The sequence below is a fragment of the Pseudomonas paraeruginosa PA7 genome (assembly GCF_000017205.1).
GTDB classification, from domain to species: Bacteria; Pseudomonadota; Gammaproteobacteria; order Pseudomonadales; family Pseudomonadaceae; genus Pseudomonas; species Pseudomonas paraeruginosa.
This window is the reverse complement of the sequence record NC_009656.1, coordinates 6,340,557-6,362,940: the sequence shown is the minus strand read 5'-3', so window position 1 is coordinate 6,362,940 and position 22,384 is coordinate 6,340,557. Positions and strand designations below refer to the sequence as shown.

Below are 22,384 nucleotides of genomic sequence, written 5' to 3'. Positions count from 1 at the left end.
AGAAAAGAGGAAGGCCTGCATGTCCCAGGAATTCGACTACATCATCATCGGAGCCGGCTCCGCCGGTAACGTACTCGCTACCCGCCTCACCGAAGACGCTGACGTCAGCGTCCTGCTGCTCGAGGCCGGCGGTCCCGACTACCGCTTCGATTTCCGCACCCAGATGCCGGCGGCCCTGGCCTTCCCGCTGCAGGGGCGGCGCTACAACTGGGCCTACGAGACCGACCCCGAGCCCTACATGAACAACCGTCGCATGGAGTGCGGCCGCGGCAAGGGCCTGGGCGGCTCCTCGCTGATCAACGGCATGTGCTACATCCGCGGCAATGCCCTGGACTTCGACGGCTGGGCCAAGGAGCCGGGCCTGGAGGACTGGAGCTACCTCGACTGCCTGCCGTACTTCCGCAAGGCGGAAACCCGCGACATCGGTCCCAACGACTACCATGGCGGCGACGGCCCGGTCAGCGTGACCACGCCGAAGGCCGGCAACAACCCGCTGTTCCATGCGATGGTCGAGGCCGGCGTGCAGGCCGGCTATCCGCGAACCGAAGACCTCAACGGCTACCAGCAGGAAGGCTTCGGGCCCATGGACCGCACCGTGACCCCGGAGGGCCGTCGCGCTGCCACCGGGCGCGGCTACCTGGACCAGGCCCGCGGCCGGCCCAACCTGACCATCGTCACCCACGCGCTGAGCGACCGCATCCTGTTCAGCGGCAAGCGCGCCATTGGCGTCTCCTACCTGGTCGGCAACGGCGACAATCCGGTCACCGCCCACGCCCGTCGCGAAGTGCTGGTATGCAGCGGCGCGATCGCCTCGCCGCAATTGCTGCAACGCTCCGGCGTCGGCCCGGCGGCCCTGCTGCGCGACCTGGACATCCCGGTGGTGCATGACCTGCCTGGCGTTGGCGCCAACCTGCAGGATCACCTGGAACTCTACCTGCAATACGCCTGCAAGCAGCCGGTGTCGATCTACCCGGCGACCAAATGGTGGAACCAGCCGGCCATCGGCGCCCAGTGGCTGTTCCTCGGCAAGGGTCTCGGCGCCAGCAACCAGTTCGAGGCCGGCGGCTTCATCCGTACCCGCGAGGCGTTCGAATGGCCGAACATCCAATTCCATTTCCTCCCGGTGGCGATCAACTACAACGGCAGCAAGGGCGTGCAGGAGCATGGCTTCCAGGCGCACATGGGCTCGATGCGCTCGCCGAGCCGCGGGCGCATCCACCTGAAGTCCAGGGACCCGCGCCAGCATCCGAGCATCCTGTTCAACTACATGTCCCACGAGCAGGACTGGCAGGAGTTCCGCGACGGCATTCGGCTGACCCGCGAGATCATGAACCAGCCGGCGCTGGATCCCTATCGTGGCCGCGAATTGAGCCCGGGCGTGAACGTGCAGTCGGACGCCGAACTCGACGAGTTCATCCGCAACCATGCGGAGACCGCTTTCCACCCATCCTGCTCGTGCAAGATGGGCAGCGACGACATGGCGGTGGTCGATGGCCAGGGACGGGTCCATGGCATGGAAGGGCTGCGAGTGGTGGATGCGTCGATCATGCCGCTGATCATCACCGGCAACCTCAACGCCACCACCATCATGATGGCCGAGAAGATCGCCGACCGGATCCGCGGTCGCCAACCACTGCCGCGCAGCACGGCGAAGTATTACGTGGCCGGGGACGCACCGGTCCGCGGCAAGCCCGTGCGGGCCTGAGGGATGCGCAAACAGGAACGCCGGCGATAGCCGGCGTTCCTGCTTCTAGCCCCGGCGTGGCGGGACCGGGCGGGTGCGCCCGCTGCCATCGATGGCGACGAACACGAACACCGCCTCGGTGACCTTGCGCCATTCGCTGGACAGCGGGTCGTCGCTCCACACCTCGACCAGCATGCGGATCGAGCTGCGACCGACTTCCAGGGTCTGGGTATAGAAGGAAAGCTGGGCACCGACCGCGACCGGCACCATGAAGGCCATGCGGTCGATGGCGACGGTGGCGATACGGCCGCCGGCGATCTTGCTGGCCATGGCGGTTCCCGCCAGGTCCATCTGGGATACCAGCCAACCGCCGTAGATATCGCCGAAACCGTTGGTTTCGCGCGGCAGCGCGGTAATCTGCAAGGCCAGGTCTCCCTGGGGAATGGGGTCTTCTTGTTCAAGCTCGATCATAGGTAAGGGCCTCGTGCCCCCCGGATTTCTTGTTCAAGCGCGGTTTAGGGGAAAACTCTCCCAAAACGCCTGCCGGTGCAAGGTCTTGGGACAGCTTTCAGAGGCGCCCGGGCATTATATAGAGGAGTAGGGCGGCCGACGACCGCCCGGTTCTCTCTTCGACCGGCTGTGTGGACATTCTTCGATTTGCTATGGTTTCGCTCCTGCGTCCCCGGGTCGCAGGTCGACACGCCTGCCGGTCGAACCCCGCTCATGCTTGCTGAACGAATAAAGAGAACAATCCCGACATGCCATCCGCGAATGCTCCCGAGGCGCCGGCCCAGCGTCCATTGACCCGCAGCGACTACAAGACCCTGTCCCTCTCCGCCCTGGGCGGAGCGCTGGAGTTCTACGACTTCATCATCTTCGTGTTCTTCGCCACCGTGGTCGGCAAGCTGTTCTTCCCGGCGGACATGCCGGAATGGTTGCGTCAGTTGCAAACCTTCGGCCTGTTCGCTGCCGGCTACCTGGCGCGGCCGCTGGGCGGCGTGATCATGGCCCACTTCGGCGACCTGCTCGGGCGCAAGCGCATGTTCACCCTGAGCATCTTCATGATGGCGGTGCCGACCCTGATCATGGGGTTGTTGCCGACCTACGCGCAGATCGGCATCTGGGCGCCGCTGGCGCTGCTCCTGCTGCGGGTGGTCCAGGGTGCCGCCATCGGTGGCGAGGTGCCGGGCGCCTGGGTGTTCGTCGCCGAGCATGTACCGGCGCGGCATGTCGGCTACGCCTGCGGGACCCTGACGTCGGGGCTGACCGCGGGCATCCTGCTGGGCTCGCTGGTGGCCACCGCGATCAACAGCCTCTATAGCGCCGAAGAAGTACAGGGCTACGCCTGGCGGATACCCTTCCTGCTCGGCGGGGTGTTCGGCCTGTTCTCGGTCTATCTGCGCCGCTGGCTGCACGAGACGCCGGTATTCGCCGAACTGCAGCAGCGCAAGGCGCTGGCCGAGGAGGTGCCGTTGAAGGCGGTGGTCCGCGACCATCGGGGAGCGGTGCTGGTGTCGATGCTGTTGACCTGGGTGCTATCGGCGGCGATCGTGGTGGTCATCCTGATGACCCCCACCGTGCTCCAGAGCGTGTACGGCTTCGACGCCGCCACGGCGCTGAAGGCCAACAGCCTGGCGATCGTCTGCCTGACCGTCGGCTGCATCGTCGCCGGGCGCATGGCCGACCGCTTCGGTGCCGGGCTGACCTTCGTCACCGGCAGCGTGCTGCTGGCGCTGGTGTCCTGGAGTTTCTATGGCAACCTGAAGGCGCACCCGGACTGGCTCTTTCCTCTATATGCACTGACCGGCTTCTTCGTCGGCATCGTCGGCGCCGTACCCTACGTCATGGTCAACGCGTTTCCGCCGGTGGTGCGTTTCTCCGGCCTGTCCTTTTCCTACAATCTGGCCTACGCCATCTTCGGCGGGCTGACACCGATGGCCGTTGCCCTGCTGCTCAAGCAGAGCCCGATGGGGCCGGCTTATTATGTGGTGACCCTGTGCCTGGTCGGCTTCCTCGTGGGGCTCTATCTGCTGGCGCAGAAAAAGCCGGCTGGCGAGGCGGTTTCGCTGGGCTGAAAGCGGCTTTTCCAATTATTTGAATTATTTTGGAAATAATCGTTGACGGCAGTTTTTATGTCCCTATAATGCGCACCACTCCCGGCAGCGACGAAGAGTAAATACTTGAAAATCAAGGGTTTACGGATTCTCTCCCAGGGGTGGTGAAGCGCTCCGGCAGGTTGTTCGCCGCAGCGGTTCGGTCCCGGAAGGGATTCGGAACGAAGCTTCGCCGAGGTGCTTGACAGCGAGTTTGAACGCTGTAGAATGCGCCTCCCGCTGATCGGAAGATGGTTTGAAGGTCGGCGCAAGCGGTTGAGTAGAAAAGAAAATTTTCGAAAATAACGCTTGACGGAACGAGAGGTTGCTGTAGAATGCGCGGCCTCGGTTGAGACGAAAGCCTTGACCAACTGCTCTTTAACAAGTCGAATCAAGCAATTCGTGTGGGTGCTTGTGATGTAAGACTGGTGATCGCAAGATTATCAGCAACACAAGTAACTCTGTGAATTCACAAGAGTTAATTGCGATTGCTGAGCCAAGTTTAGGGTTTTCTCAAAACCCAAGCAGTATTGAACTGAAGAGTTTGATCATGGCTCAGATTGAACGCTGGCGGCAGGCCTAACACATGCAAGTCGAGCGGATGAAGGGAGCTTGCTCCTGGATTCAGCGGCGGACGGGTGAGTAATGCCTAGGAATCTGCCTGGTAGTGGGGGATAACGTCCGGAAACGGGCGCTAATACCGCATACGTCCTGAGGGAGAAAGTGGGGGATCTTCGGACCTCACGCTATCAGATGAGCCTAGGTCGGATTAGCTAGTTGGTGGGGTAAAGGCCTACCAAGGCGACGATCCGTAACTGGTCTGAGAGGATGATCAGTCACACTGGAACTGAGACACGGTCCAGACTCCTACGGGAGGCAGCAGTGGGGAATATTGGACAATGGGCGAAAGCCTGATCCAGCCATGCCGCGTGTGTGAAGAAGGTCTTCGGATTGTAAAGCACTTTAAGTTGGGAGGAAGGGCAGTAAGTTAATACCTTGCTGTTTTGACGTTACCAACAGAATAAGCACCGGCTAACTTCGTGCCAGCAGCCGCGGTAATACGAAGGGTGCAAGCGTTAATCGGAATTACTGGGCGTAAAGCGCGCGTAGGTGGTTCAGCAAGTTGGATGTGAAATCCCCGGGCTCAACCTGGGAACTGCATCCAAAACTACTGAGCTAGAGTACGGTAGAGGGTGGTGGAATTTCCTGTGTAGCGGTGAAATGCGTAGATATAGGAAGGAACACCAGTGGCGAAGGCGACCACCTGGGCTGATACTGACACTGAGGTGCGAAAGCGTGGGGAGCAAACAGGATTAGATACCCTGGTAGTCCATGCCGTAAACGATGTCGACTAGCCGTTGGGATCCTTGAGATCTTAGTGGCGCAGCTAACGCGATAAGTCGACCGCCTGGGGAGTACGGCCGCAAGGTTAAAACTCAAATGAATTGACGGGGGCCCGCACAAGCGGTGGAGCATGTGGTTTAATTCGAAGCAACGCGAAGAACCTTACCTGGCCTTGACATGCTGAGAACTTTCCAGAGATGGATTGGTGCCTTCGGGAACTCAGACACAGGTGCTGCATGGCTGTCGTCAGCTCGTGTCGTGAGATGTTGGGTTAAGTCCCGTAACGAGCGCAACCCTTGTCCTTAGTTACCAGCACCTCGGGTGGGCACTCTAAGGAGACTGCCGGTGACAAACCGGAGGAAGGTGGGGATGACGTCAAGTCATCATGGCCCTTACGGCCAGGGCTACACACGTGCTACAATGGTCGGTACAAAGGGTTGCCAAGCCGCGAGGTGGAGCTAATCCCATAAAACCGATCGTAGTCCGGATCGCAGTCTGCAACTCGACTGCGTGAAGTCGGAATCGCTAGTAATCGTGAATCAGAATGTCACGGTGAATACGTTCCCGGGCCTTGTACACACCGCCCGTCACACCATGGGAGTGGGTTGCTCCAGAAGTAGCTAGTCTAACCGCAAGGGGGACGGTTACCACGGAGTGATTCATGACTGGGGTGAAGTCGTAACAAGGTAGCCGTAGGGGAACCTGCGGCTGGATCACCTCCTTAATCGAAGATCCCAGCTTCTTCATAAGCTCCCACACGAATTGCTTGATTCACTGGTTAGACGATTGGGTCTGTAGCTCAGTTGGTTAGAGCGCACCCCTGATAAGGGTGAGGTCGGCAGTTCGAATCTGCCCAGACCCACCAATTGTTGGTGTGCTGCGTGATCCGATACGGGGCCATAGCTCAGCTGGGAGAGCGCCTGCTTTGCACGCAGGAGGTCAGGAGTTCGATCCTCCTTGGCTCCACCATCTAACAATCGTCGAAAGCTCAGAAATGAATGTTCGTGAATGAACATTGATTTCTGGTCTTTGCACCAGAACTGTTCTTTAAAAATTCGGGTATGTGATAGAAGTAAGACTGAATGATCTCTTTCACTGGTGATCATTCAAGTCAAGGTAAAATTTGCGAGTTCAAGCGCGAATTTTCGGCGAATGTCGTCTTCACAGTATAACCAGATTGCTTGGGGTTATATGGTCAAGTGAAGAAGCGCATACGGTGGATGCCTTGGCAGTCAGAGGCGATGAAAGACGTGGTAGCCTGCGATAAGCTTCGGGGAGTCGGCAAACAGACTTTGATCCGGAGATCTCTGAATGGGGGAACCCACCTAGGATAACCTAGGTATCTTGTACTGAATCCATAGGTGCAAGAGGCGAACCAGGGGAACTGAAACATCTAAGTACCCTGAGGAAAAGAAATCAACCGAGATTCCCTTAGTAGTGGCGAGCGAACGGGGATTAGCCCTTAAGCTTCATTGATTTTAGCGGAACGCTCTGGAAAGTGCGGCCATAGTGGGTGATAGCCCCGTACGCGAAAGGATCTTTGAAGTGAAATCGAGTAGGACGGAGCACGAGAAACTTTGTCTGAACATGGGGGGACCATCCTCCAAGGCTAAATACTACTGACTGACCGATAGTGAACCAGTACCGTGAGGGAAAGGCGAAAAGAACCCCGGAGAGGGGAGTGAAATAGAACCTGAAACCGTATGCGTACAAGCAGTGGGAGCCTACTTGTTAGGTGACTGCGTACCTTTTGTATAATGGGTCAGCGACTTATATTCAGTGGCGAGCTTAACCGAATAGGGTAGGCGTAGCGAAAGCGAGTCTTAATAGGGCGTTTAGTCGCTGGGTATAGACCCGAAACCGGGCGATCTATCCATGAGCAGGTTGAAGGTTAGGTAACACTGACTGGAGGACCGAACCCACTCCCGTTGAAAAGGTAGGGGATGACTTGTGGATCGGAGTGAAAGGCTAATCAAGCTCGGAGATAGCTGGTTCTCCTCGAAAGCTATTTAGGTAGCGCCTCATGTATCACTCTGGGGGGTAGAGCACTGTTTCGGCTAGGGGGTCATCCCGACTTACCAAACCGATGCAAACTCCGAATACCCAGAAGTGCCGAGCATGGGAGACACACGGCGGGTGCTAACGTCCGTCGTGAAAAGGGAAACAACCCAGACCGCCAGCTAAGGTCCCAAAGTTGTGGTTAAGTGGTAAACGATGTGGGAAGGCTTAGACAGCTAGGAGGTTGGCTTAGAAGCAGCCATCCTTTAAAGAAAGCGTAATAGCTCACTAGTCGAGTCGGCCTGCGCGGAAGATGTAACGGGGCTCAAACCACACACCGAAGCTGCGGGTGTCACGTAAGTGACGCGGTAGAGGAGCGTTCTGTAAGCCTGTGAAGGTGAGTTGAGAAGCTTGCTGGAGGTATCAGAAGTGCGAATGCTGACATGAGTAACGACAATGGGTGTGAAAAACACCCACGCCGAAAGACCAAGGGTTCCTGCGCAACGTTAATCGACGCAGGGTTAGTCGGTTCCTAAGGCGAGGCTGAAAAGCGTAGTCGATGGGAAACAGGTTAATATTCCTGTACTTCTGGTTACTGCGATGGAGGGACGGAGAAGGCTAGGCCAGCTTGGCGTTGGTTGTCCAAGTTTAAGGTGGTAGGCTGAAATCTTAGGTAAATCCGGGGTTTCAAGGCCGAGAGCTGATGACGAGTCGTCTTTTAGATGACGAAGTGGTTGATGCCATGCTTCCAAGAAAAGCTTCTAAGCTTCAGGTAACCAGGAACCGTACCCCAAACCGACACAGGTGGTCGGGTAGAGAATACCAAGGCGCTTGAGAGAACTCGGGTGAAGGAACTAGGCAAAATGGCACCGTAACTTCGGGAGAAGGTGCGCCGGCTAGGGTGAAGGATTTACTCCGTAAGCTCTGGCTGGTCGAAGATACCAGGCCGCTGCGACTGTTTATTAAAAACACAGCACTCTGCAAACACGAAAGTGGACGTATAGGGTGTGACGCCTGCCCGGTGCCGGAAGGTTAATTGATGGGGTTAGCGCAAGCGAAGCTCTTGATCGAAGCCCCGGTAAACGGCGGCCGTAACTATAACGGTCCTAAGGTAGCGAAATTCCTTGTCGGGTAAGTTCCGACCTGCACGAATGGCGTAACGATGGCGGCGCTGTCTCCACCCGAGACTCAGTGAAATTGAAATCGCTGTGAAGATGCAGTGTATCCGCGGCTAGACGGAAAGACCCCGTGAACCTTTACTGTAGCTTTGCACTGGACTTTGAGCCTGCTTGTGTAGGATAGGTGGGAGGCTTTGAAGCGTGGACGCCAGTTCGCGTGGAGCCATCCTTGAAATACCACCCTGGCATGCTTGAGGTTCTAACTCTGGTCCGTGATCCGGATCGAGGACAGTGTATGGTGGGCAGTTTGACTGGGGCGGTCTCCTCCTAAAGAGTAACGGAGGAGTACGAAGGTGCGCTCAGACCGGTCGGAAATCGGTCGCAGAGTATAAAGGCAAAAGCGCGCTTGACTGCGAGACAGACACGTCGAGCAGGTACGAAAGTAGGTCTTAGTGATCCGGTGGTTCTGTATGGAAGGGCCATCGCTCAACGGATAAAAGGTACTCCGGGGATAACAGGCTGATACCGCCCAAGAGTTCATATCGACGGCGGTGTTTGGCACCTCGATGTCGGCTCATCACATCCTGGGGCTGAAGCCGGTCCCAAGGGTATGGCTGTTCGCCATTTAAAGTGGTACGCGAGCTGGGTTTAGAACGTCGTGAGACAGTTCGGTCCCTATCTGCCGTGGACGTTTGAGATTTGAGAGGGGCTGCTCCTAGTACGAGAGGACCGGAGTGGACGAACCTCTGGTGTTCCGGTTGTCACGCCAGTGGCATTGCCGGGTAGCTATGTTCGGAAAAGATAACCGCTGAAAGCATCTAAGCGGGAAACTTGCCTCAAGATGAGATCTCACTGGGAACTTGATTCCCCTGAAGGGCCGTCGAAGACTACGACGTTGATAGGCTGGGTGTGTAAGCGTTGTGAGGCGTTGAGCTAACCAGTACTAATTGCCCGTGAGGCTTGACCATATAACACCCAAACAATCTGACGATTGTGTGTTGTAGGGTGAAGTCGACGAACCGAAAGTTCGCATGAACCGCAAACACCTTGAAATCACATACCTGAATCCGGATAGACGTAAGCACAAGCAAACGGATATCCAACCGAATTGCTTGACGATCATAGAGCGTTGGAACCACCTGATCCCTTCCCGAACTCAGAAGTGAAACGACGCATCGCCGATGGTAGTGTGGGGTCTCCCCATGTGAGAGTAGGTCATCGTCAAGCTCCTATCCCAAAACCCCTGGCCAGCAATGGCCGGGGGTTTTGCTTTGGCGCGCGGAAAAAAGCGCGCTTTCTCGTTTCTTTTCTCGACCGTGGATGCCGGCGGCGGCTGTCACAATTGCCCTGGAATCTACCCATCCTGCATGAAACGGATGGACGGCTATCTCCCCCCCAGACGAAGCGAAAACACGCCCAGAGAGCCTCCCCGGCCCCTACCTGAAAGGCTGCAACCCCTGTTTTTCCTGGCTTTCAGGAGTGAGGTGGGGCTTCTCCCAAGGCTTGCGTAAAAATCTCGGAAAGCTGATGGCATTTCATCCAACTGTCATATTCCTTTCATAGAGTCTTCATGCGGCCTGACGATACTGGCCCCCGTTCCATCCAACCCCATCCTGTCCAAGGAGCAAGGCATGAAACTCAAGCGTTTGATGGCGGCCCTGACGTTCGTCGCCGCAGGCGTAGGCGCCGCTTCCGCGGTAGCCGCGATCGACCCGGCGCTGCCGGAATATCAGAAAGCCAGCGGTGTGTCGGGCAACCTGTCGAGCGTCGGCTCCGACACTCTGGCCAACCTGATGACCATGTGGGCCGAGGAGTACAAGCGCCTCTATCCGAACGTGAACATCCAGATCCAGGCTGCCGGTTCCTCCACCGCGCCGCCGGCCCTGACCGAAGGCACCTCCAACCTGGGCCCGATGAGCCGCAAGATGAAGGACGTCGAGTTGCAGGCCTTCGAGCAGAAGTACGGCTACAAGCCGACCGCCGTCCCGGTCGCCGTCGATGCCCTGGCGATTTTCGTGCACAAGGACAACCCGATCAAAGGCCTGACCATGCAGCAGGTCGATGCGATCTTCTCCGCGACCCGCCTGTGCGGCAGCAAGCAGGACGTGAAGACCTGGGGCGACCTGGGCCTGACCGGCGACTGGGCGAAGAAGCCGGTGCAGCTGTTCGGTCGTAACTCGGTTTCCGGCACCTATGGCTACTTCAAGGAAGAAGCCCTGTGCAAAGGTGACTTCCGTCCGAACGTCAACGAGCAGCCGGGTTCGGCTTCCGTGGTGCAGTCGGTCAGCCAGTCGCTGAACGGCATCGGCTACTCCGGTATCGGCTACAAGACCGCCAGCGTGAAGACCGTCGCCCTGGCCAAGAAGGAAGGCGCCGCCTTCGTCGAGGACAACGAGCAGAACGCCCTGAACGGCACCTACCCGCTGTCGCGCTTCCTCTACGTCTACGTGAACAAGGCGCCGAACAAGCCGCTGGATCCGCTGGAGGCTCAATTCCTCAAGCTGGTCCTGTCCAAGACCGGCCAGCAGGTCGTGGTCAAGGATGGCTATATCCCGCTGCCGGCCAAGGTGGCCGAGAAGGCGATCAAGGAACTGGGCCTGTAATCCGGTGACTTGAAAGGGCGGCCCGTGTGGCCGTCCAGACATGAAGGCTCTGCCGGGGGGCGCCACGACCCGCCGGCCTTTCCCGCCAGCGAGGCTCTGCTGGCGGGCTTTGTTGCGTCATGTTGCTGTCATCTGTCTGTCATACAGAGCCTTTAGGGTGTCACCCCATGAACGACATGGCCAACTCCCCGATGAATTCCTCCCTTGCTCCCGAGCGGATTGACTTCAATACGCCAGCCCTGCAACGCAAGCGCCGCCTCCGTGCCCTCAAGGACCGCCTGACCCGCTGGTACGTGCTGGTCGGCGGCCTCGCCGTGCTGGCGGCTATCACCCTGATCTTCTTCTACCTGGCCTACGTCGTGCTTCCGCTCTTCCGCGGCGCCGACCTGGAGACCCGTGAAGCACTGACCCCGGCCTGGATGCAGCAGGCCCAGGCGCCCCTGTTGCTCAGCATCGAAGAGCAGAACCAGGTGGCCATGCGTGTCGGCAGCCAGGGCGAGATCCTTTTCTTCAACGCCAAGACCGGCGTCGAGCTGAAGCGCGTCGCGCTGCCGCTGCCGGCGGGCAGCGAAATCCGTTCGATCGCCCAGGACCAGCCGGGCAGCCCGACGGTCGCCCTGGGCCTGTCCAACGGCCAGGTGCTGGTGTTCCAGCACACCTACAAGGTCACCTACCCGGACAACAAGAAGACCATCACCCCGGAGATCGCCTTCCCCTATGGCGAAACCCCGATCAGCCTGGATCCCCAGGCCCGTCCGCTTGATCACGTGAGCATCAATGCCGGCGACGACAGCCTGCTGCTGGCCGGTTCCGTCGACAGGCAACTGCTGTTGCTGAGCATGACCCGCGAGGAGAACATGCTGACCGGCGAGAGCACCCTCGACCAGGAGCGCATCGAACTCCCGCAGATCGCCGAGCCGGTCAAGGCCATCTACCTCGATCCGCGCAAGCAGTGGCTGTACGTGATCAACGGACGCGCCACCGCCGACGTGTTCGACCTGCACAGCCGCCAGTTGAACGGCCGCTACAAGCTGCTGGAAGATCCCGGCGCCGCCGTGACCGCGAGCACCCAGCTGCTCGGCGGCATCTCGCTGCTGGTGGGCGACTCCAAGGGCGGCATCGCCCAGTGGTTCATGGCCCGCGATACCGACGGCGAGCCGCGCCTGTCGCATGTCCGCGACTTCAAGCTGGACGGCGCGCCGATCAGCGCGATCGCTCCGGAGCAGCGGCGCAAGGGCTTCATCGCGCTGGACGAGAAGGGCAACCTCGGCGTCTTCCACAGCACCGCGCACCGTACCCTGCTGGTCCAGCCGGTGGCCGACTCCTCCGGCGTGATCAGCCTGTCGCCAAGGGCCAACCGCCTGCTGCTGGAACAGGGCGGCAAGCTCCACCGCTTCACCCTGGACAACCCGCACCCGGAAATCTCCTGGAGCGCACTGTGGGGCAAGGTCTGGTACGAGAGCTACGACAAGCCGGCCTATGTCTGGCAGTCCACCGCCGCGACCACCGACTTCGAACCCAAGCTGAGCCTCTCGCCGCTGACCTTCGGCACCCTCAAGGCGGCCTTCTACGCGATGATCCTGGCCGCTCCGCTGGCCATCGCCGCCGCTGTCTACACCGCCTATTTCATGGCCCCGGCGATGCGCCGCAAGGTCAAGCCGGTGATCGAGCTGATGGAAGCGCTGCCGACGGTGATCCTCGGCTTCTTCGCCGGCCTGTTCCTGGCGCCCTATGTCGAAGGCCATCTGCCGGGCGTGTTCAGCCTGCTGTTGCTGACGCCGCTGGGCATCCTCCTCGCCGGCCTGCTCTGGAGCCGCCTGCCCGAGCGTATCCGCCTGAGCCTGCCGGCCGGCTGGGAAGCCGCGCTGCTGATCCCGGTGGTCATCGCCGTCGGCGCCTTCGCCCTGTGGCTGAGCCCGCATCTGGAGACCACCTTCTTCGGCGGGGACATGCGCCTGTGGCTGAGCCACGACCTGGGCATTACCTACGACCAGCGCAACGCCCTGATCGTCGGCCTGGCGATGGGCTTCGCGGTGATCCCGAACATCTTCTCGATCGCCGAGGATGCCATCTTCAGCGTGCCGCGCAGCCTCACCTATGGCTCCCTGGCACTCGGCGCCACGCCCTGGCAGACGCTGACCCGCGTGGTGATCCTGACCGCCAGCCCGGGCATCTTCTCGGCGCTGATGATCGGCATGGGGCGCGCCGTCGGCGAGACCATGATCGTGCTGATGGCGACCGGCAATACCCCGGTGATGGAACTGAACATCTTCGAAGGCATGCGCACCCTGGCGGCCAACGTCGCGGTGGAAATGCCCGAGTCGGAGGTCGGCGGCAGCCACTACCGCGTGCTGTTCCTCTCGGCGCTGGTACTGCTGACGTTCACCTTCGTGATGAACACCCTGGCAGAGCTGATCCGTCAGCGTCTGCGCAAGAAATACGCGTCGTTGTAAGCGGCGGAGGTATAGCTCTGTGAAACAGAAACAGGAAACCGTCAAAGCCTGGTTCGGCAGCGGCTCGCCCTGGGTGTGGCTGAACGCCGGCGCGGTGGCCATCGCGGTGATCATGACCATCGGCCTGCTGGCGGTGATCGCGGTGCGCGGCCTCGGTCACTTCTGGCCGGCGAACGTCATCGAGGCGACCTACCAGATCCCCGGCGAAGCCGCCAAGACCGTGATCGGCGAAGTGGTCCAGGCCGAGGAAGTGCCGCGTGCGCGGCTGCGCAGCGCCGGCATGCCGGTGCCGGAGGCCGGCCCCGAGTTCATGACCCGCGAACTGCTCAAGCTGGGCAACCGCGAGCTCTACGGCAGCGATTTCTCCTGGGTGGTCGGCGAGTGGCTGCAGGACATCAAGCGCCCCGAAGCGCTGATGGTTCTCGAACGCCGCGAGTGGGGCAACTTCTACGGCTACCTGCTGAGCGTCAAGGAGAACGGCCAGGTGGTCGCCGAAGGCGACGCCGCGGTAGCCGAACTGCAGAAGCGCATGCAGCGCGTGGATGACCTGTACGCCAAGCTCTACAAGCTGGAGAAAGGCGATATCGGTGCCATCAACCATGGCCTCGAGCGCCTGCGCCTGGAGGAGCGCAAGCTTCAGCTGGACGGCAAGCTGGACGCCGCCGCCCAGGCCGACCTGGCCGCCGGGCGCAGCGAGTTGCAGGCGCGCTACAAGGTGCTGGAGGAACAGCTCAACGGCCTGCACCAGGAGTTCAATCGCGACAGCGTGATGATGCGCGATGCCAGCGGCCGCGAGAGCGAGATCACCCTCGGCAAGCTGGTCCACGCCTACCAGCCCAACGCCATGAGCTTCGGCACCAAGTTCGTCTTCTACTTCAAGAAGCTCTGGGAGTTCCTCAGCGACGACCCGCGCGAGGCGAACACCGAGGGCGGTATCTTCCCGGCGATCTTCGGCACCGTGATGATGACCCTGGTGATGGCCCTGATCGTCACCCCGTTCGGCGTGATCGCCGCGGTCTACCTGCGCGAATACGCCAAGCAGGGGCCGCTGACCCGGGTGATCCGCATCGCCGTGAACAACCTCGCCGGCGTCCCGGCGATCGTCTATGGCGTGTTCGGCCTGGGCTTCTTCGTCTACGTGCTGGGCGGCTCCATCGACCGTCTGTTCTTCCCCGAGGCGCTGCCCGCGCCGACCTTCGGCACCCCCGGGCTGTTCTGGGCCTCGCTGACCCTGGCGATCCTCGCCGTGCCGGTGGTGATCGTCGCCACCGAGGAAGGCCTGGCGCGGATTCCCCGCGCAGTCCGCGAAGGTTCCCTAGCGCTCGGCGCGACCAAGGCCGAGACGCTGTGGAAGATCGTCCTGCCGATGGCCAGCCCGGCGATGATGACCGGCCTGATCCTCGCCGTGGCCCGCGCCGCCGGCGAAGTGGCGCCGCTGATGCTGGTCGGCGTGGTGAAACTGGCGCCGTCGCTGCCGGTCGACGGTAACTATCCGTACGTGCATCTCGACCAGAAGATCATGCACCTCGGTTTCCATATCTACGACGTCGGTTTCCAGAGCCCCAACGTCGAGGCCGCACGGCCGCTGGTATACGCTACGGCGTTGCTGCTGGTCGTGGTGATCGCCCTGCTGAACTTCTCCGCCATCGCGATCCGCAATCGCCTGCGCGAGAAGTACAAGGCCCTGGAAAACTGATTGAGGGAGCTTCCCATGCAACACGAGACCGCCAGCCACGGCATCAACTTCGATGCACTCGGACGCGACCGCCAGAGCCTCGACCTGGCTTCCGAAAGCGTCGAACTGGAAGTGCCCGGGCTGAACCTGTTCTACGGCGCCAAGCAGGCCCTGTTCGATGTCCGGATGAACATACCGAAGCAGCGCGTGACCGCTTTCATCGGCCCGTCCGGTTGCGGCAAGTCGACCCTGCTGCGCTGCTTCAACCGGATGAACGACCTGGTGGACGGCTGCCGCGTCGAAGGCGAGATCCGCCTCGATGGCCACAACATCTTCGCCAAGGGCGTCGATGTCGCCGAGCTGCGCCGCCGCGTCGGCATGGTGTTCCAGAAGCCCAACCCGTTCCCCAAGAGCATCTATGAGAACGTGGTCTACGGCCTGCGTATCCAGGGCATCAACAAGAAGCGCGTGCTCGACGAGGCCGTCGAATGGGCTCTGAAAGGCGCCGCCCTGTGGGAGGAGGTGAAGGACCGCCTGCACGAGTCGGCCCTCGGCCTCTCCGGCGGCCAGCAACAGCGCCTGGTGATCGCCCGGACCATCGCGGTGGAGCCGGAGGTATTGCTGCTCGACGAACCCTGCTCGGCGCTGGACCCGATCTCCACGCTGAAGATCGAGGAACTGATCTACGAGCTGAAGTCGAAGTTCACCATCGTCATCGTCACCCACAACATGCAGCAGGCCGCGCGGGTTTCCGACTACACGGCGTTCATGTACATGGGCAAGCTGATCGAGTTCGGCGACACCGATACGCTGTTCACCAACCCGGCGAAGAAGCAGACCGAAGACTACATCACCGGCCGCTACGGCTAGCGATTCCCCGGAGGCGCGGCGAGTCCGCGGCCTCCGGCCCTTTCCGTAGCCAGTAGATGCCACCGGTCGCAGCGGTTCCAGAAGGATTCCCCACATGATCAACAAAGACAGTCTCACCCATCACATCTCCCAGCAGTTCAACGCCGAGCTGGAGGACGTGCGCAGCCACCTCCTGGCCATGGGCGGGCTGGTGGAGAAGCAGGTCAACGACGCGGTCAACGCGCTGATCGACGCCGATTCCGGCCTCGCCCAGCAGGTCCGCGAGATCGACGACCAGATCAACCAGATGGAGCGCAACATCGACGAGGAGTGCGTGCGTATCCTCGCCCGCCGCCAGCCGGCGGCTTCCGACCTGCGCCTGATCATCAGCATCTCGAAGTCGGTGATCGACCTCGAGCGCATCGGCGACGAGGCTTCCAAGATCGCCCGCCGCGCCATCCAGCTGTGCGAGGAAGGCGAGTCGCCGCGTGGCTACGTCGAGGTGCGCCACATCGGCACCCAGGTGCAGAGGATGGTCCAGGAGGCGCTGGACGCCTTCGCCCGCTTCGACGCCGACCTGGCGCTGTCCGTGGCGCAGTACGACAAGACCGTCGACCGCGAGTACAAGACCGCCCTGCGCGAGCTGGTCACCTACATGATGGAGGACCCGCGGGCGATCTCCCGCGTGCTCAACGTCATCTGGGCCCTGCGCTCGCTGGAGCGCATCGGCGACCATGCGCGCAACATCGCCGAGCTGGTGATCTACCTGGTGCGTGGCACCGACGTCCGCCACATCGGCCTGACCCGGATGAAGGAAGAGGTCGAGAACAACCGCGGCGAATGACCCTCCATCGGCAAGGCTCCTTGATCTGGAGCCTTGTTTCTTCGCGCCACCGCAGCAAGGCTTGGCATCCTGCCAGCAGGGAAGGCTATCCTAGGCGAACCTGTCCAGGAGAAGTCGATGAGCAAAGTCAGCGCGCTAGTGGTGGATGACGCCCCCTTCATCCGAGATCTGATGAAGAAAGGGCTGCGCGACAATTTCCCCGGCCTCCATATCGAAGAGGCGGTGAACGGCCGCAAGGCCCAGCAACTGCTCAGTCGGCAGGCCGTCGACCTGATCCTTTGCGACTGGGAGATGCCGGAGATGTCCGGCCTCGAACTGCTGACCTGGTGCCGCGCCCAGGAAAACCTCAAGACCACCCCGTTCATCATGGTCACCAGCCGCGGCGACAAGGAAAACGTGGTCCAGGCGATCCAGGCCGGGGTCTCCGACTACATCGGCAAGCCATTCTCCAACGACCAGCTGGTGGCCAAGATCAGGAAGGCCCTCAGCCGCAGCGGCAAGCTGGAAGCCCTGGCCGCCCATGCGCCGCGCCGGGAGATCGCCAGCGGCATGGCCAACGATTCGCTGGCGGCGCTGACCGGCGGTCGCGCGGAGGTCATCAGGCCCGCCGCGTCACCGGCGAAGCCGCCCGCCATGCCGAAGCCGGCCGCCGCTCCCGCGGCCAGCGCGCGTCCCGCCGCCAGCGGCAATCCGCTGGGCCAGGCGCAGTTGCGCCTGCCACAGAGCAGCATGCCCTGCGTGATCAAGGCGGTCAGCCTGAAGGAAGCGCAACTGGTGGTGAAGCGTGCCGACCCGCTGCCGCAGGTGCTGGAAAGCGCGGTGCTGGACCTCGAGGAGAACAGCGACGTGGCGCGTCTCAACGGTTACCTGCACGCCATCGCCGCGCTGGAGCCGAAACCGGACAGCGACTGGCTGCTGCTGACCCTGCGTTTCGTCGATCGCGACCCGCAGAAGCTCGACTACCTGTCGCGCCTGATCGCTCGCGGAAGCTCCCAGAAGCACTACGTTCCCGGCGCCTGAACGGCATTTTCCCGACGATCCGTTCACAGCCCGCTCGCTGGCGTCTCGCTCCGGCAATGAAGCGCTGCTAGTCTTGCCGATTCGGGATAACCAGAACGACACGATCCGTGCAGTCATGCTAGGGCGCCTTCTTCTCCTCTGTGGCCTGTTCGCCGCGGCGGCTCCCGCCGCGGCCCTGACCATCTACAAGTACACCGACGCCAACGGCGTGGTGACCTACTCCGATCGCGCCGTGGCCGGAGCGCAGGTGTTCGTCTTCCGCGACCGGATGGTCGAGCGCCTGGAACGGGAAGTGAAGCTGGAGACGAAGAAGCACGCCGGCGGCGAGACCCTGCAGGTGCGCAACGATCTCTACGCGCCGGTCGAAGTCGAGCTGCGCATCCGCAACCCGCGCAATGCCGTCGGGGTGCCCGACGGGCCGATCCGCTGGGTGGTCCCGGCGCGCAGCCAGGTGCGCCTGGCGACCCTGGCGCCGCGCAAGGCCGGCAAGCCGATGAGCTACACGCCGAAGCTGCGCTACGCGCTCGGCGACCCGCGCCAGCAGCCGTTGCTCTACCGCTATCCGCTGCCCTGGCGCGGCGGGCCGTTCCGCCTGTCCCAGGGCGCCAATGGCAAGTACAGCCACTTCACCCCCAAGGGCCGCTACGCGATGGACATCGCCATGCCCGAGGGCACGCCGATCATCGCCGCCCGCGGCGGCACCGTGGTGAAGATCGAGAACAACCAGAGCGGACGCGGCAACAATCCCTCGGGCAACTTCGTGCGCATCCTCCACGACGACGGCACCATGGGCGTCTACCTGCACCTGATGCGCCATTCGGTGCTGGTCGCCGAGGGCCAGCGGGTCCAGGTCGGCACGCCGCTGGCGCGCTCCGGCAACACCGGCAACAGCAGCGGGCCGCACCTGCACTTCGTGATCCAGCGCAACGTCGGCCTGGCGCTGGAATCGATTCCCTACGACTTCGCCCAGCCGGTCGACAGCCTGCCGAACTTCGCCATCGTCCGCGAGCCGTGAGAAACGCCGGCGCCGTGGCAGCGCCGGCTCGTTTCAGCCGAGCTTGACCACCTTGGCCAGGACGATCTTCGGACCGCGCATCTTCTTCACGATGATCCGCAGGCCTTCGGTGTCGAGGACTTCCTCTTCCTCCGGGACCCGCTTCAGGGTGTCGTAGACCAGCCCGGCGAGGGTGTCCGCCTCGACGTGGTCGAGGTCGATGCCGAGCAGGCGTTCGAGCTTGAACAGCGGCGTATCCCCGCGCACCAGCAGCTTGCCCGGCTGATAGGCGAGGATGCCGCGCTCGGTCTTGCGGTGTTCGTCCTGGATGTCGCCGACCAGCACCTCCAGCACGTCCTCCATGGTCAGGAAGCCGACCACCTTGTGGTCGGCCTCTTCCACCACGGCGAAGTGCGCGCCGCCCTTGCGGAACTGCTCCAGCAGGCGCGACAGCGGGGTGTGCTTGGTGACGATCTCCAGCGGGCGCACCAGTTCGTCGAGGTCGAAGGTCTCCGGCAGGCTGTCCAGCGCGGACAGCGCCAGCAGCAGGTCCTTGATGTGCAGCAGGCCGATGAACTCGCCCTTGTGGCTGTCCCAGACCGGGTAGCGGCTGTACTTGTGGCGACGGATCACCGCGAGGATGTCCGCCAGCGGCGCGTCATGCTCGAGGTAGACCAGGTCCTCGCGGGAGTTGGCCCAGTCGACCACCTCCAGCTCGCCCAGCTCCACCGCCGAGGCCAGCACGCGCATGCCCTGGTCGCTGGGATCCTGCGCGCGGCTGGAGTGGAGGATCAGCTTCAGCTCGTCGCGGCTGTAGTGGTGCTCGTGGTGCGGGCCGGGCTCGCCCTGGCCGGCGATCTTGAGGATGGCGTTGGCGCTGGCGTTGAGCAGCCAGATCGCCGGATACATCAGCCAGTAGAAGAGGTACAGCGGCACCGCCGTCCACAGCGACAGCAGCTCCGGCTTGCGGATCGCCCAGGACTTGGGCGCCAGCTCGCCGACCACGATGTGCAGGTAGGAAATGATGAAGAACGCGGTGAAGAAGGAGATCCCGCGGATCAGCTCCTCGGAATGCACGCCGAGCATCGCCAGCAGCGGCTCGAGGAGTTCGGCGAAGGCCGGCTCGCCGACCCAGCCCAAGCCCAGGGAGGCCAGGGTGATGCCCAGCTGGCAGGCGGACAGGTAGGCGTCCAGCTGGTTGTGTACCTTGCGCAGGATGGCGCCGCGCCAGCCGTGCTGCTTGGCGATGGTTTCCACGCGGGTGGCGCGGAGCTTGACCATGGCGAACTCGGCGGCGACGAAGAAGCCGTTGAGCAGGACGAGGAAAAGCGCGAAGAGGATCAGGCCGGCATCGGCGAAATAGGTGGCGATGCTGGTACTAGGAGAAGGGTCCATGAGGGTGTGCGGTAGCCAAAAGGCCCTTAAGAATGAGGGGCTGTGCCGTCGCTTGCAAGTCTTGGCCGCGCCCGCGTCCGCCCGTGGCGGCGCGGAATGCGGTCACTCCAGAGCCCTGCGCTCGCGTTCGGCGACCTGCGCCGGAGCGAAATGGCAGGTGAAGGTGCTGCCCTTGCCGGGCACGCTGCTGATTTCCAGGCGCGCGCGGTGGCGGATCAGCACATGCTTGACGATGGCCAGGCCGAGACCGGTGCCACCGGTGTTCGAGGCGCGGCTGGAATCGACCCGGTAGAAGCGTTCGGTCAGGCGTGGCAGGTGCTTGGGGTCGACGCCGATACCGGTGTCCTGCACCGACAGGTGCGCGCCCTGTTCGTCGGCCCACCAGCGGATGCGGATCTCGCCCTCGTCGGGGGTGTACTTCACCGCGTTGAACACCAGGTTGGAGAAAGCGCTGCGCAGCTCCGCCTCGCTGCCCTTGAGCTGCACCGCGGGCGCGGCATCGAGGCTGATGCGGTGGTTGCGCCCGGCGGAGAGGGCCTGGGCGTCGTTGCGGATGCTGGCGAGGAGGGCATCCACCGCCACCGGCTTGTTGTCGCCGGGGTAGTCGGTGGCTTCCAGCTTGGCCAGCAGGAGCAGGTCGTTGAGCAGGTTCTGCATGCGCCCGGCCTGCTGCTGCATCTGCTGCAGGGCGCGCAGCCAGCGCGGGTTGACGTCCTCGACGTTGTCCAGGAGGGTCTCCAGGTAGCCGGCGATCACCGTCAGCGGCGTGCGCAGCTCGTGGGAAACGTTGGCGACGAAGTCCTTGCGCATCTGCTCCAGTTGGTGGACCCGGGTGACGTCGCGGACCAGCATCAGGTGCTCGCGGTTGCCGTAGAGGGTGATGTGGAACTGCAGGCGCAGGCGTTCGTTGATCGGCGAGGGGATTTCCAGCGGCTCGCGGTAGTCCTCCTGGTCGAAGTATTCCTTGAAGCGCGGATGGCGGATCAGGTTGCTCACCGGCTGGCCGCCGTCCTGCGGGGTCTTCAGGCCGAGCAGGTTTTCCGCGGCGAGGTTCCACCATTCCAGGTTGCCGTCGCTGTCGAGCATGATCACCGCGTCGCGCAGGGCCGCGGTGGATTCCTGGATGCGGTCGATCACCGCCTGCAGGCGCCCGCGGGCGCGCTGGTTGCGACGTTGCAGGTGGTAGATGTTGTCGAAGACTTCGCCCCACAGCCCGTAGCTGTCCGGTGGCGGCTCGTCGGGCTGGTGGTTGCGCAGCCACTGGTGCAGGCGCAGCAGTTGCCAGAGGGTCCAGCCGAGGTAGAGGCCCAGGCCGAGGGCCAGGGCCCAGCCGTAATGGCCGCTGGCCACGCCGAGCACGAGGCTGGCGGCCAGCACGAGAAGCAGGTGGCGGATCAGCGCTCCACGCCAGTCTTGGTTCACGACGGATTGCATCCTGTCCAGCGGCGGTCCGTCACGGACCGACCAGGGGTAACGGCTCCGGCCGCGGGGCGGCGGCCGGGAGCGGGGTCAGCTCTTGGTGGAGAAACGATAGCCGGTCCCGCGGACAGTCTGAACCAGATTTTCGTAGACCTCGCCCAGCGCCTTGCGCAGGCGACGGATATGCACGTCTACGGTGCGCTCCTCGACGTAGACGTTGCCGCCCCAGACCTGGTCGAGCAGTTGGCCGCGGGTATAGGCGCGTTCCTGGTGAGTCATGAAGAACTGCAGCAGGCGGTACTCGGTGGGGCCCATCTCGGCCGGCTTGCCGTCGATGGTCACGCGGTGGCTGATCGGGTCCAGCAACAGCCCGCCGACCTCGATCGGCGCCTCGCTGTCGCCCGGGCCGGTGCGGCGCAGCACGGCCTTCAGGCGGGCGACCAGCTCGCGCGGCGAGAACGGCTTGGTGATGTAGTCGTCGGCGCCGACCTCCAGGCCCTGGATCTTGTTGTCTTCCTCGCCCTTGGCGGTGAGCATGATGATCGGGATGTCGACGGTCAGCTCGTCGCGCTTCAGGCGCCGCGCCAGCTCGATGCCGGAGGTGCCGGGGAGCATCCAGTCGAGCAGGATCAGGTCCGGCTTGCGGTCGACGATCACCGCGTGCGCCTGCTGGGTGTTTTCCGCTTCCAGACACTCGTAGCCGGCCATCTCCAGGGCCACGGCGATCATCTCGCGAATCGGTGCTTCGTCATCAACGATGAGGATTGTCTTGCCAACCATGGTCTTGCCTCGGGTCGATCTGTCTTGCGCCGCATTAGATAACGAAATTGTGTCAGGTATGTGACACAACGGCGTAGTTTCCGCCGACCGCCCGCAGCCGGACTATGCTCAACAG

At 62.3% G+C, this 22,384-nt stretch carries 13 protein-coding genes, 2 tRNA genes and 3 rRNA genes; 14 read left to right on the top strand and 4 right to left on the bottom strand.

Annotated features, from left to right (window positions below):
* Positions 1–19: 19 nt before the first annotated feature.
* The gene (gene betA, locus PSPA7_RS29360; protein ID WP_012077968.1) at positions 20–1,705 is read left to right on the top strand and encodes a choline dehydrogenase; all 1,686 of its coding nucleotides are present in this window, start codon (positions 20–22) and stop codon (positions 1,703–1,705) included.
* Positions 1,706–1,750: 45 nt separating this feature from the next.
* On the opposite strand, the gene PSPA7_RS29355 is transcribed toward betA, so the two are convergent.
* Positions 1,751–2,155 (bottom strand): acyl-CoA thioesterase, encoded by a 405-nt coding sequence (locus tag PSPA7_RS29355; protein WP_003096677.1) that lies wholly within the window; start codon positions 2,153–2,155, stop codon positions 1,751–1,753.
* Positions 2,156–2,442: 287 nt separating this feature from the next.
* Here PSPA7_RS29355 and PSPA7_RS29350 point away from each other — a divergent pair, with 287 nt between their 5' ends.
* The 13 genes from PSPA7_RS29350 (at position 2,443) to PSPA7_RS29290 (ending at position 18,696) form a co-directional block, all read left to right on the top strand.
* The gene (locus PSPA7_RS29350) at positions 2,443–3,759 is read left to right on the top strand and encodes an MFS transporter (RefSeq protein ID WP_003149666.1); all 1,317 of its coding nucleotides are present in this window, start codon (positions 2,443–2,445) and stop codon (positions 3,757–3,759) included.
* A gap of 550 nt (positions 3,760–4,309) precedes the next feature.
* Positions 4,310–5,845: ribosomal RNA gene (locus tag PSPA7_RS29345) — 16S ribosomal RNA — on the top strand.
* A 64-nt stretch (positions 5,846–5,909) separates the two neighbouring features.
* Positions 5,910–5,986: transfer RNA gene (locus tag PSPA7_RS29340), tRNA-Ile, on the top strand.
* Positions 5,987–6,014: 28 nt separating this feature from the next.
* Positions 6,015–6,090 (top strand) — tRNA-Ala (locus PSPA7_RS29335).
* A gap of 224 nt (positions 6,091–6,314) precedes the next feature.
* Positions 6,315–9,205, top strand: a 23S ribosomal RNA gene (locus PSPA7_RS29330).
* A gap of 143 nt (positions 9,206–9,348) precedes the next feature.
* Positions 9,349–9,464: ribosomal RNA gene (rrf, locus tag PSPA7_RS29325) — 5S ribosomal RNA — on the top strand.
* The 16S, 23S and 5S rRNA genes sit together here with 2 tRNA genes alongside, the layout of an rRNA operon.
* A 404-nt stretch (positions 9,465–9,868) precedes the next feature.
* Positions 9,869–10,840 (top strand): phosphate ABC transporter substrate-binding protein PstS, encoded by a 972-nt coding sequence (gene pstS, locus PSPA7_RS29320; RefSeq protein ID WP_012077967.1) that lies wholly within the window; start codon positions 9,869–9,871, stop codon positions 10,838–10,840.
* A 419-nt stretch (positions 10,841–11,259) separates the two neighbouring features.
* Positions 11,260–13,293, top strand: coding sequence for an ABC transporter permease subunit (locus PSPA7_RS29315; RefSeq protein ID WP_079262259.1), 2,034 nt, complete (start codon positions 11,260–11,262; stop codon positions 13,291–13,293).
* 19 nt (positions 13,294–13,312) lie between these two features.
* Positions 13,313–14,989, top strand: coding sequence for a phosphate ABC transporter permease PstA (gene pstA, locus PSPA7_RS29310; RefSeq protein WP_012077965.1), 1,677 nt, complete (start codon positions 13,313–13,315; stop codon positions 14,987–14,989).
* A 15-nt stretch (positions 14,990–15,004) separates the two neighbouring features.
* On the top strand, positions 15,005–15,838 hold the full coding sequence (pstB, locus tag PSPA7_RS29305) for a phosphate ABC transporter ATP-binding protein PstB (RefSeq protein ID WP_012077964.1): 834 nt from the start codon (positions 15,005–15,007) through the stop codon (positions 15,836–15,838).
* A 94-nt stretch (positions 15,839–15,932) separates the two neighbouring features.
* Positions 15,933–16,661, top strand: coding sequence for a phosphate signaling complex protein PhoU (phoU, locus tag PSPA7_RS29300; protein ID WP_003156748.1), 729 nt, complete (start codon positions 15,933–15,935; stop codon positions 16,659–16,661).
* Between the two features lie 117 nt (positions 16,662–16,778).
* Positions 16,779–17,681, top strand: coding sequence for a response regulator (locus PSPA7_RS29295; RefSeq protein WP_012077963.1), 903 nt, complete (start codon positions 16,779–16,781; stop codon positions 17,679–17,681).
* Positions 17,682–17,796: 115 nt separating this feature from the next.
* Positions 17,797–18,696 carry a peptidoglycan DD-metalloendopeptidase family protein gene (locus PSPA7_RS29290; protein ID WP_012077962.1) on the top strand — a complete coding sequence of 300 codons (900 nt, stop codon included), beginning with the start codon at positions 17,797–17,799 and terminating at the stop codon, positions 18,694–18,696.
* Between the two features lie 33 nt (positions 18,697–18,729).
* On the opposite strand, the gene PSPA7_RS29285 is transcribed toward PSPA7_RS29290, so the two are convergent.
* The 3 genes from PSPA7_RS29285 to phoB form a co-directional block, all read right to left on the bottom strand.
* Positions 18,730–20,070 (bottom strand): hemolysin family protein, encoded by a 1,341-nt coding sequence (locus PSPA7_RS29285; protein ID WP_012077961.1) that lies wholly within the window; start codon positions 20,068–20,070, stop codon positions 18,730–18,732.
* A 102-nt stretch (positions 20,071–20,172) separates the two neighbouring features.
* A complete protein-coding gene (gene phoR / locus PSPA7_RS29280; RefSeq protein ID WP_041025438.1) occupies positions 20,173–21,504 on the bottom strand; it encodes a phosphate regulon sensor histidine kinase PhoR in 1,332 nt (443 codons plus the stop codon).
* A 75-nt stretch (positions 21,505–21,579) separates the two neighbouring features.
* Positions 21,580–22,269: a phosphate regulon transcriptional regulator PhoB gene (gene phoB, locus PSPA7_RS29275; protein WP_003096653.1), complete on the bottom strand. Its 690-nt coding sequence runs from the start codon at positions 22,267–22,269 to the stop codon at positions 21,580–21,582.
* Positions 22,270–22,384: the final 115 nt, after the last annotated feature.

Bases quoted from the DNA above. Each gene is read 5' to 3' on its own strand.
- phoB (WP_003096653.1), bottom strand. From the start codon at position 22,269: ATGGTTGGCAAGACAATCCTCATCGTTGATGACGAAGCACCGATTCGC.
- PSPA7_RS29290 (WP_012077962.1), top strand. From the start codon at position 17,797: ATGCTAGGGCGCCTTCTTCTCCTCTGTGGCCTGTTCGCCGCGGCGGCT.
- PSPA7_RS29355 (WP_003096677.1), bottom strand. From the start codon at position 2,155: ATGATCGAGCTTGAACAAGAAGACCCCATTCCCCAGGGAGACCTGGCC.
- phoU (WP_003156748.1), top strand. From the start codon at position 15,933: ATGATCAACAAAGACAGTCTCACCCATCACATCTCCCAGCAGTTCAAC.
- PSPA7_RS29315 (WP_079262259.1), top strand. From the start codon at position 11,260: ATGCAGCAGGCCCAGGCGCCCCTGTTGCTCAGCATCGAAGAGCAGAAC.
- PSPA7_RS29285 (WP_012077961.1), bottom strand. From the start codon at position 20,070: ATGGACCCTTCTCCTAGTACCAGCATCGCCACCTATTTCGCCGATGCC.
- PSPA7_RS29350 (WP_003149666.1), top strand. From the start codon at position 2,443: ATGCCATCCGCGAATGCTCCCGAGGCGCCGGCCCAGCGTCCATTGACC.
- betA (WP_012077968.1), top strand. From the start codon at position 20: ATGTCCCAGGAATTCGACTACATCATCATCGGAGCCGGCTCCGCCGGT.
- PSPA7_RS29295 (WP_012077963.1), top strand. From the start codon at position 16,779: ATGAGCAAAGTCAGCGCGCTAGTGGTGGATGACGCCCCCTTCATCCGA.
- pstS (WP_012077967.1), top strand. From the start codon at position 9,869: ATGAAACTCAAGCGTTTGATGGCGGCCCTGACGTTCGTCGCCGCAGGC.
- pstB (WP_012077964.1), top strand. From the start codon at position 15,005: ATGCAACACGAGACCGCCAGCCACGGCATCAACTTCGATGCACTCGGA.
- phoR (WP_041025438.1), bottom strand. From the start codon at position 21,504: ATGCAATCCGTCGTGAACCAAGACTGGCGTGGAGCGCTGATCCGCCAC.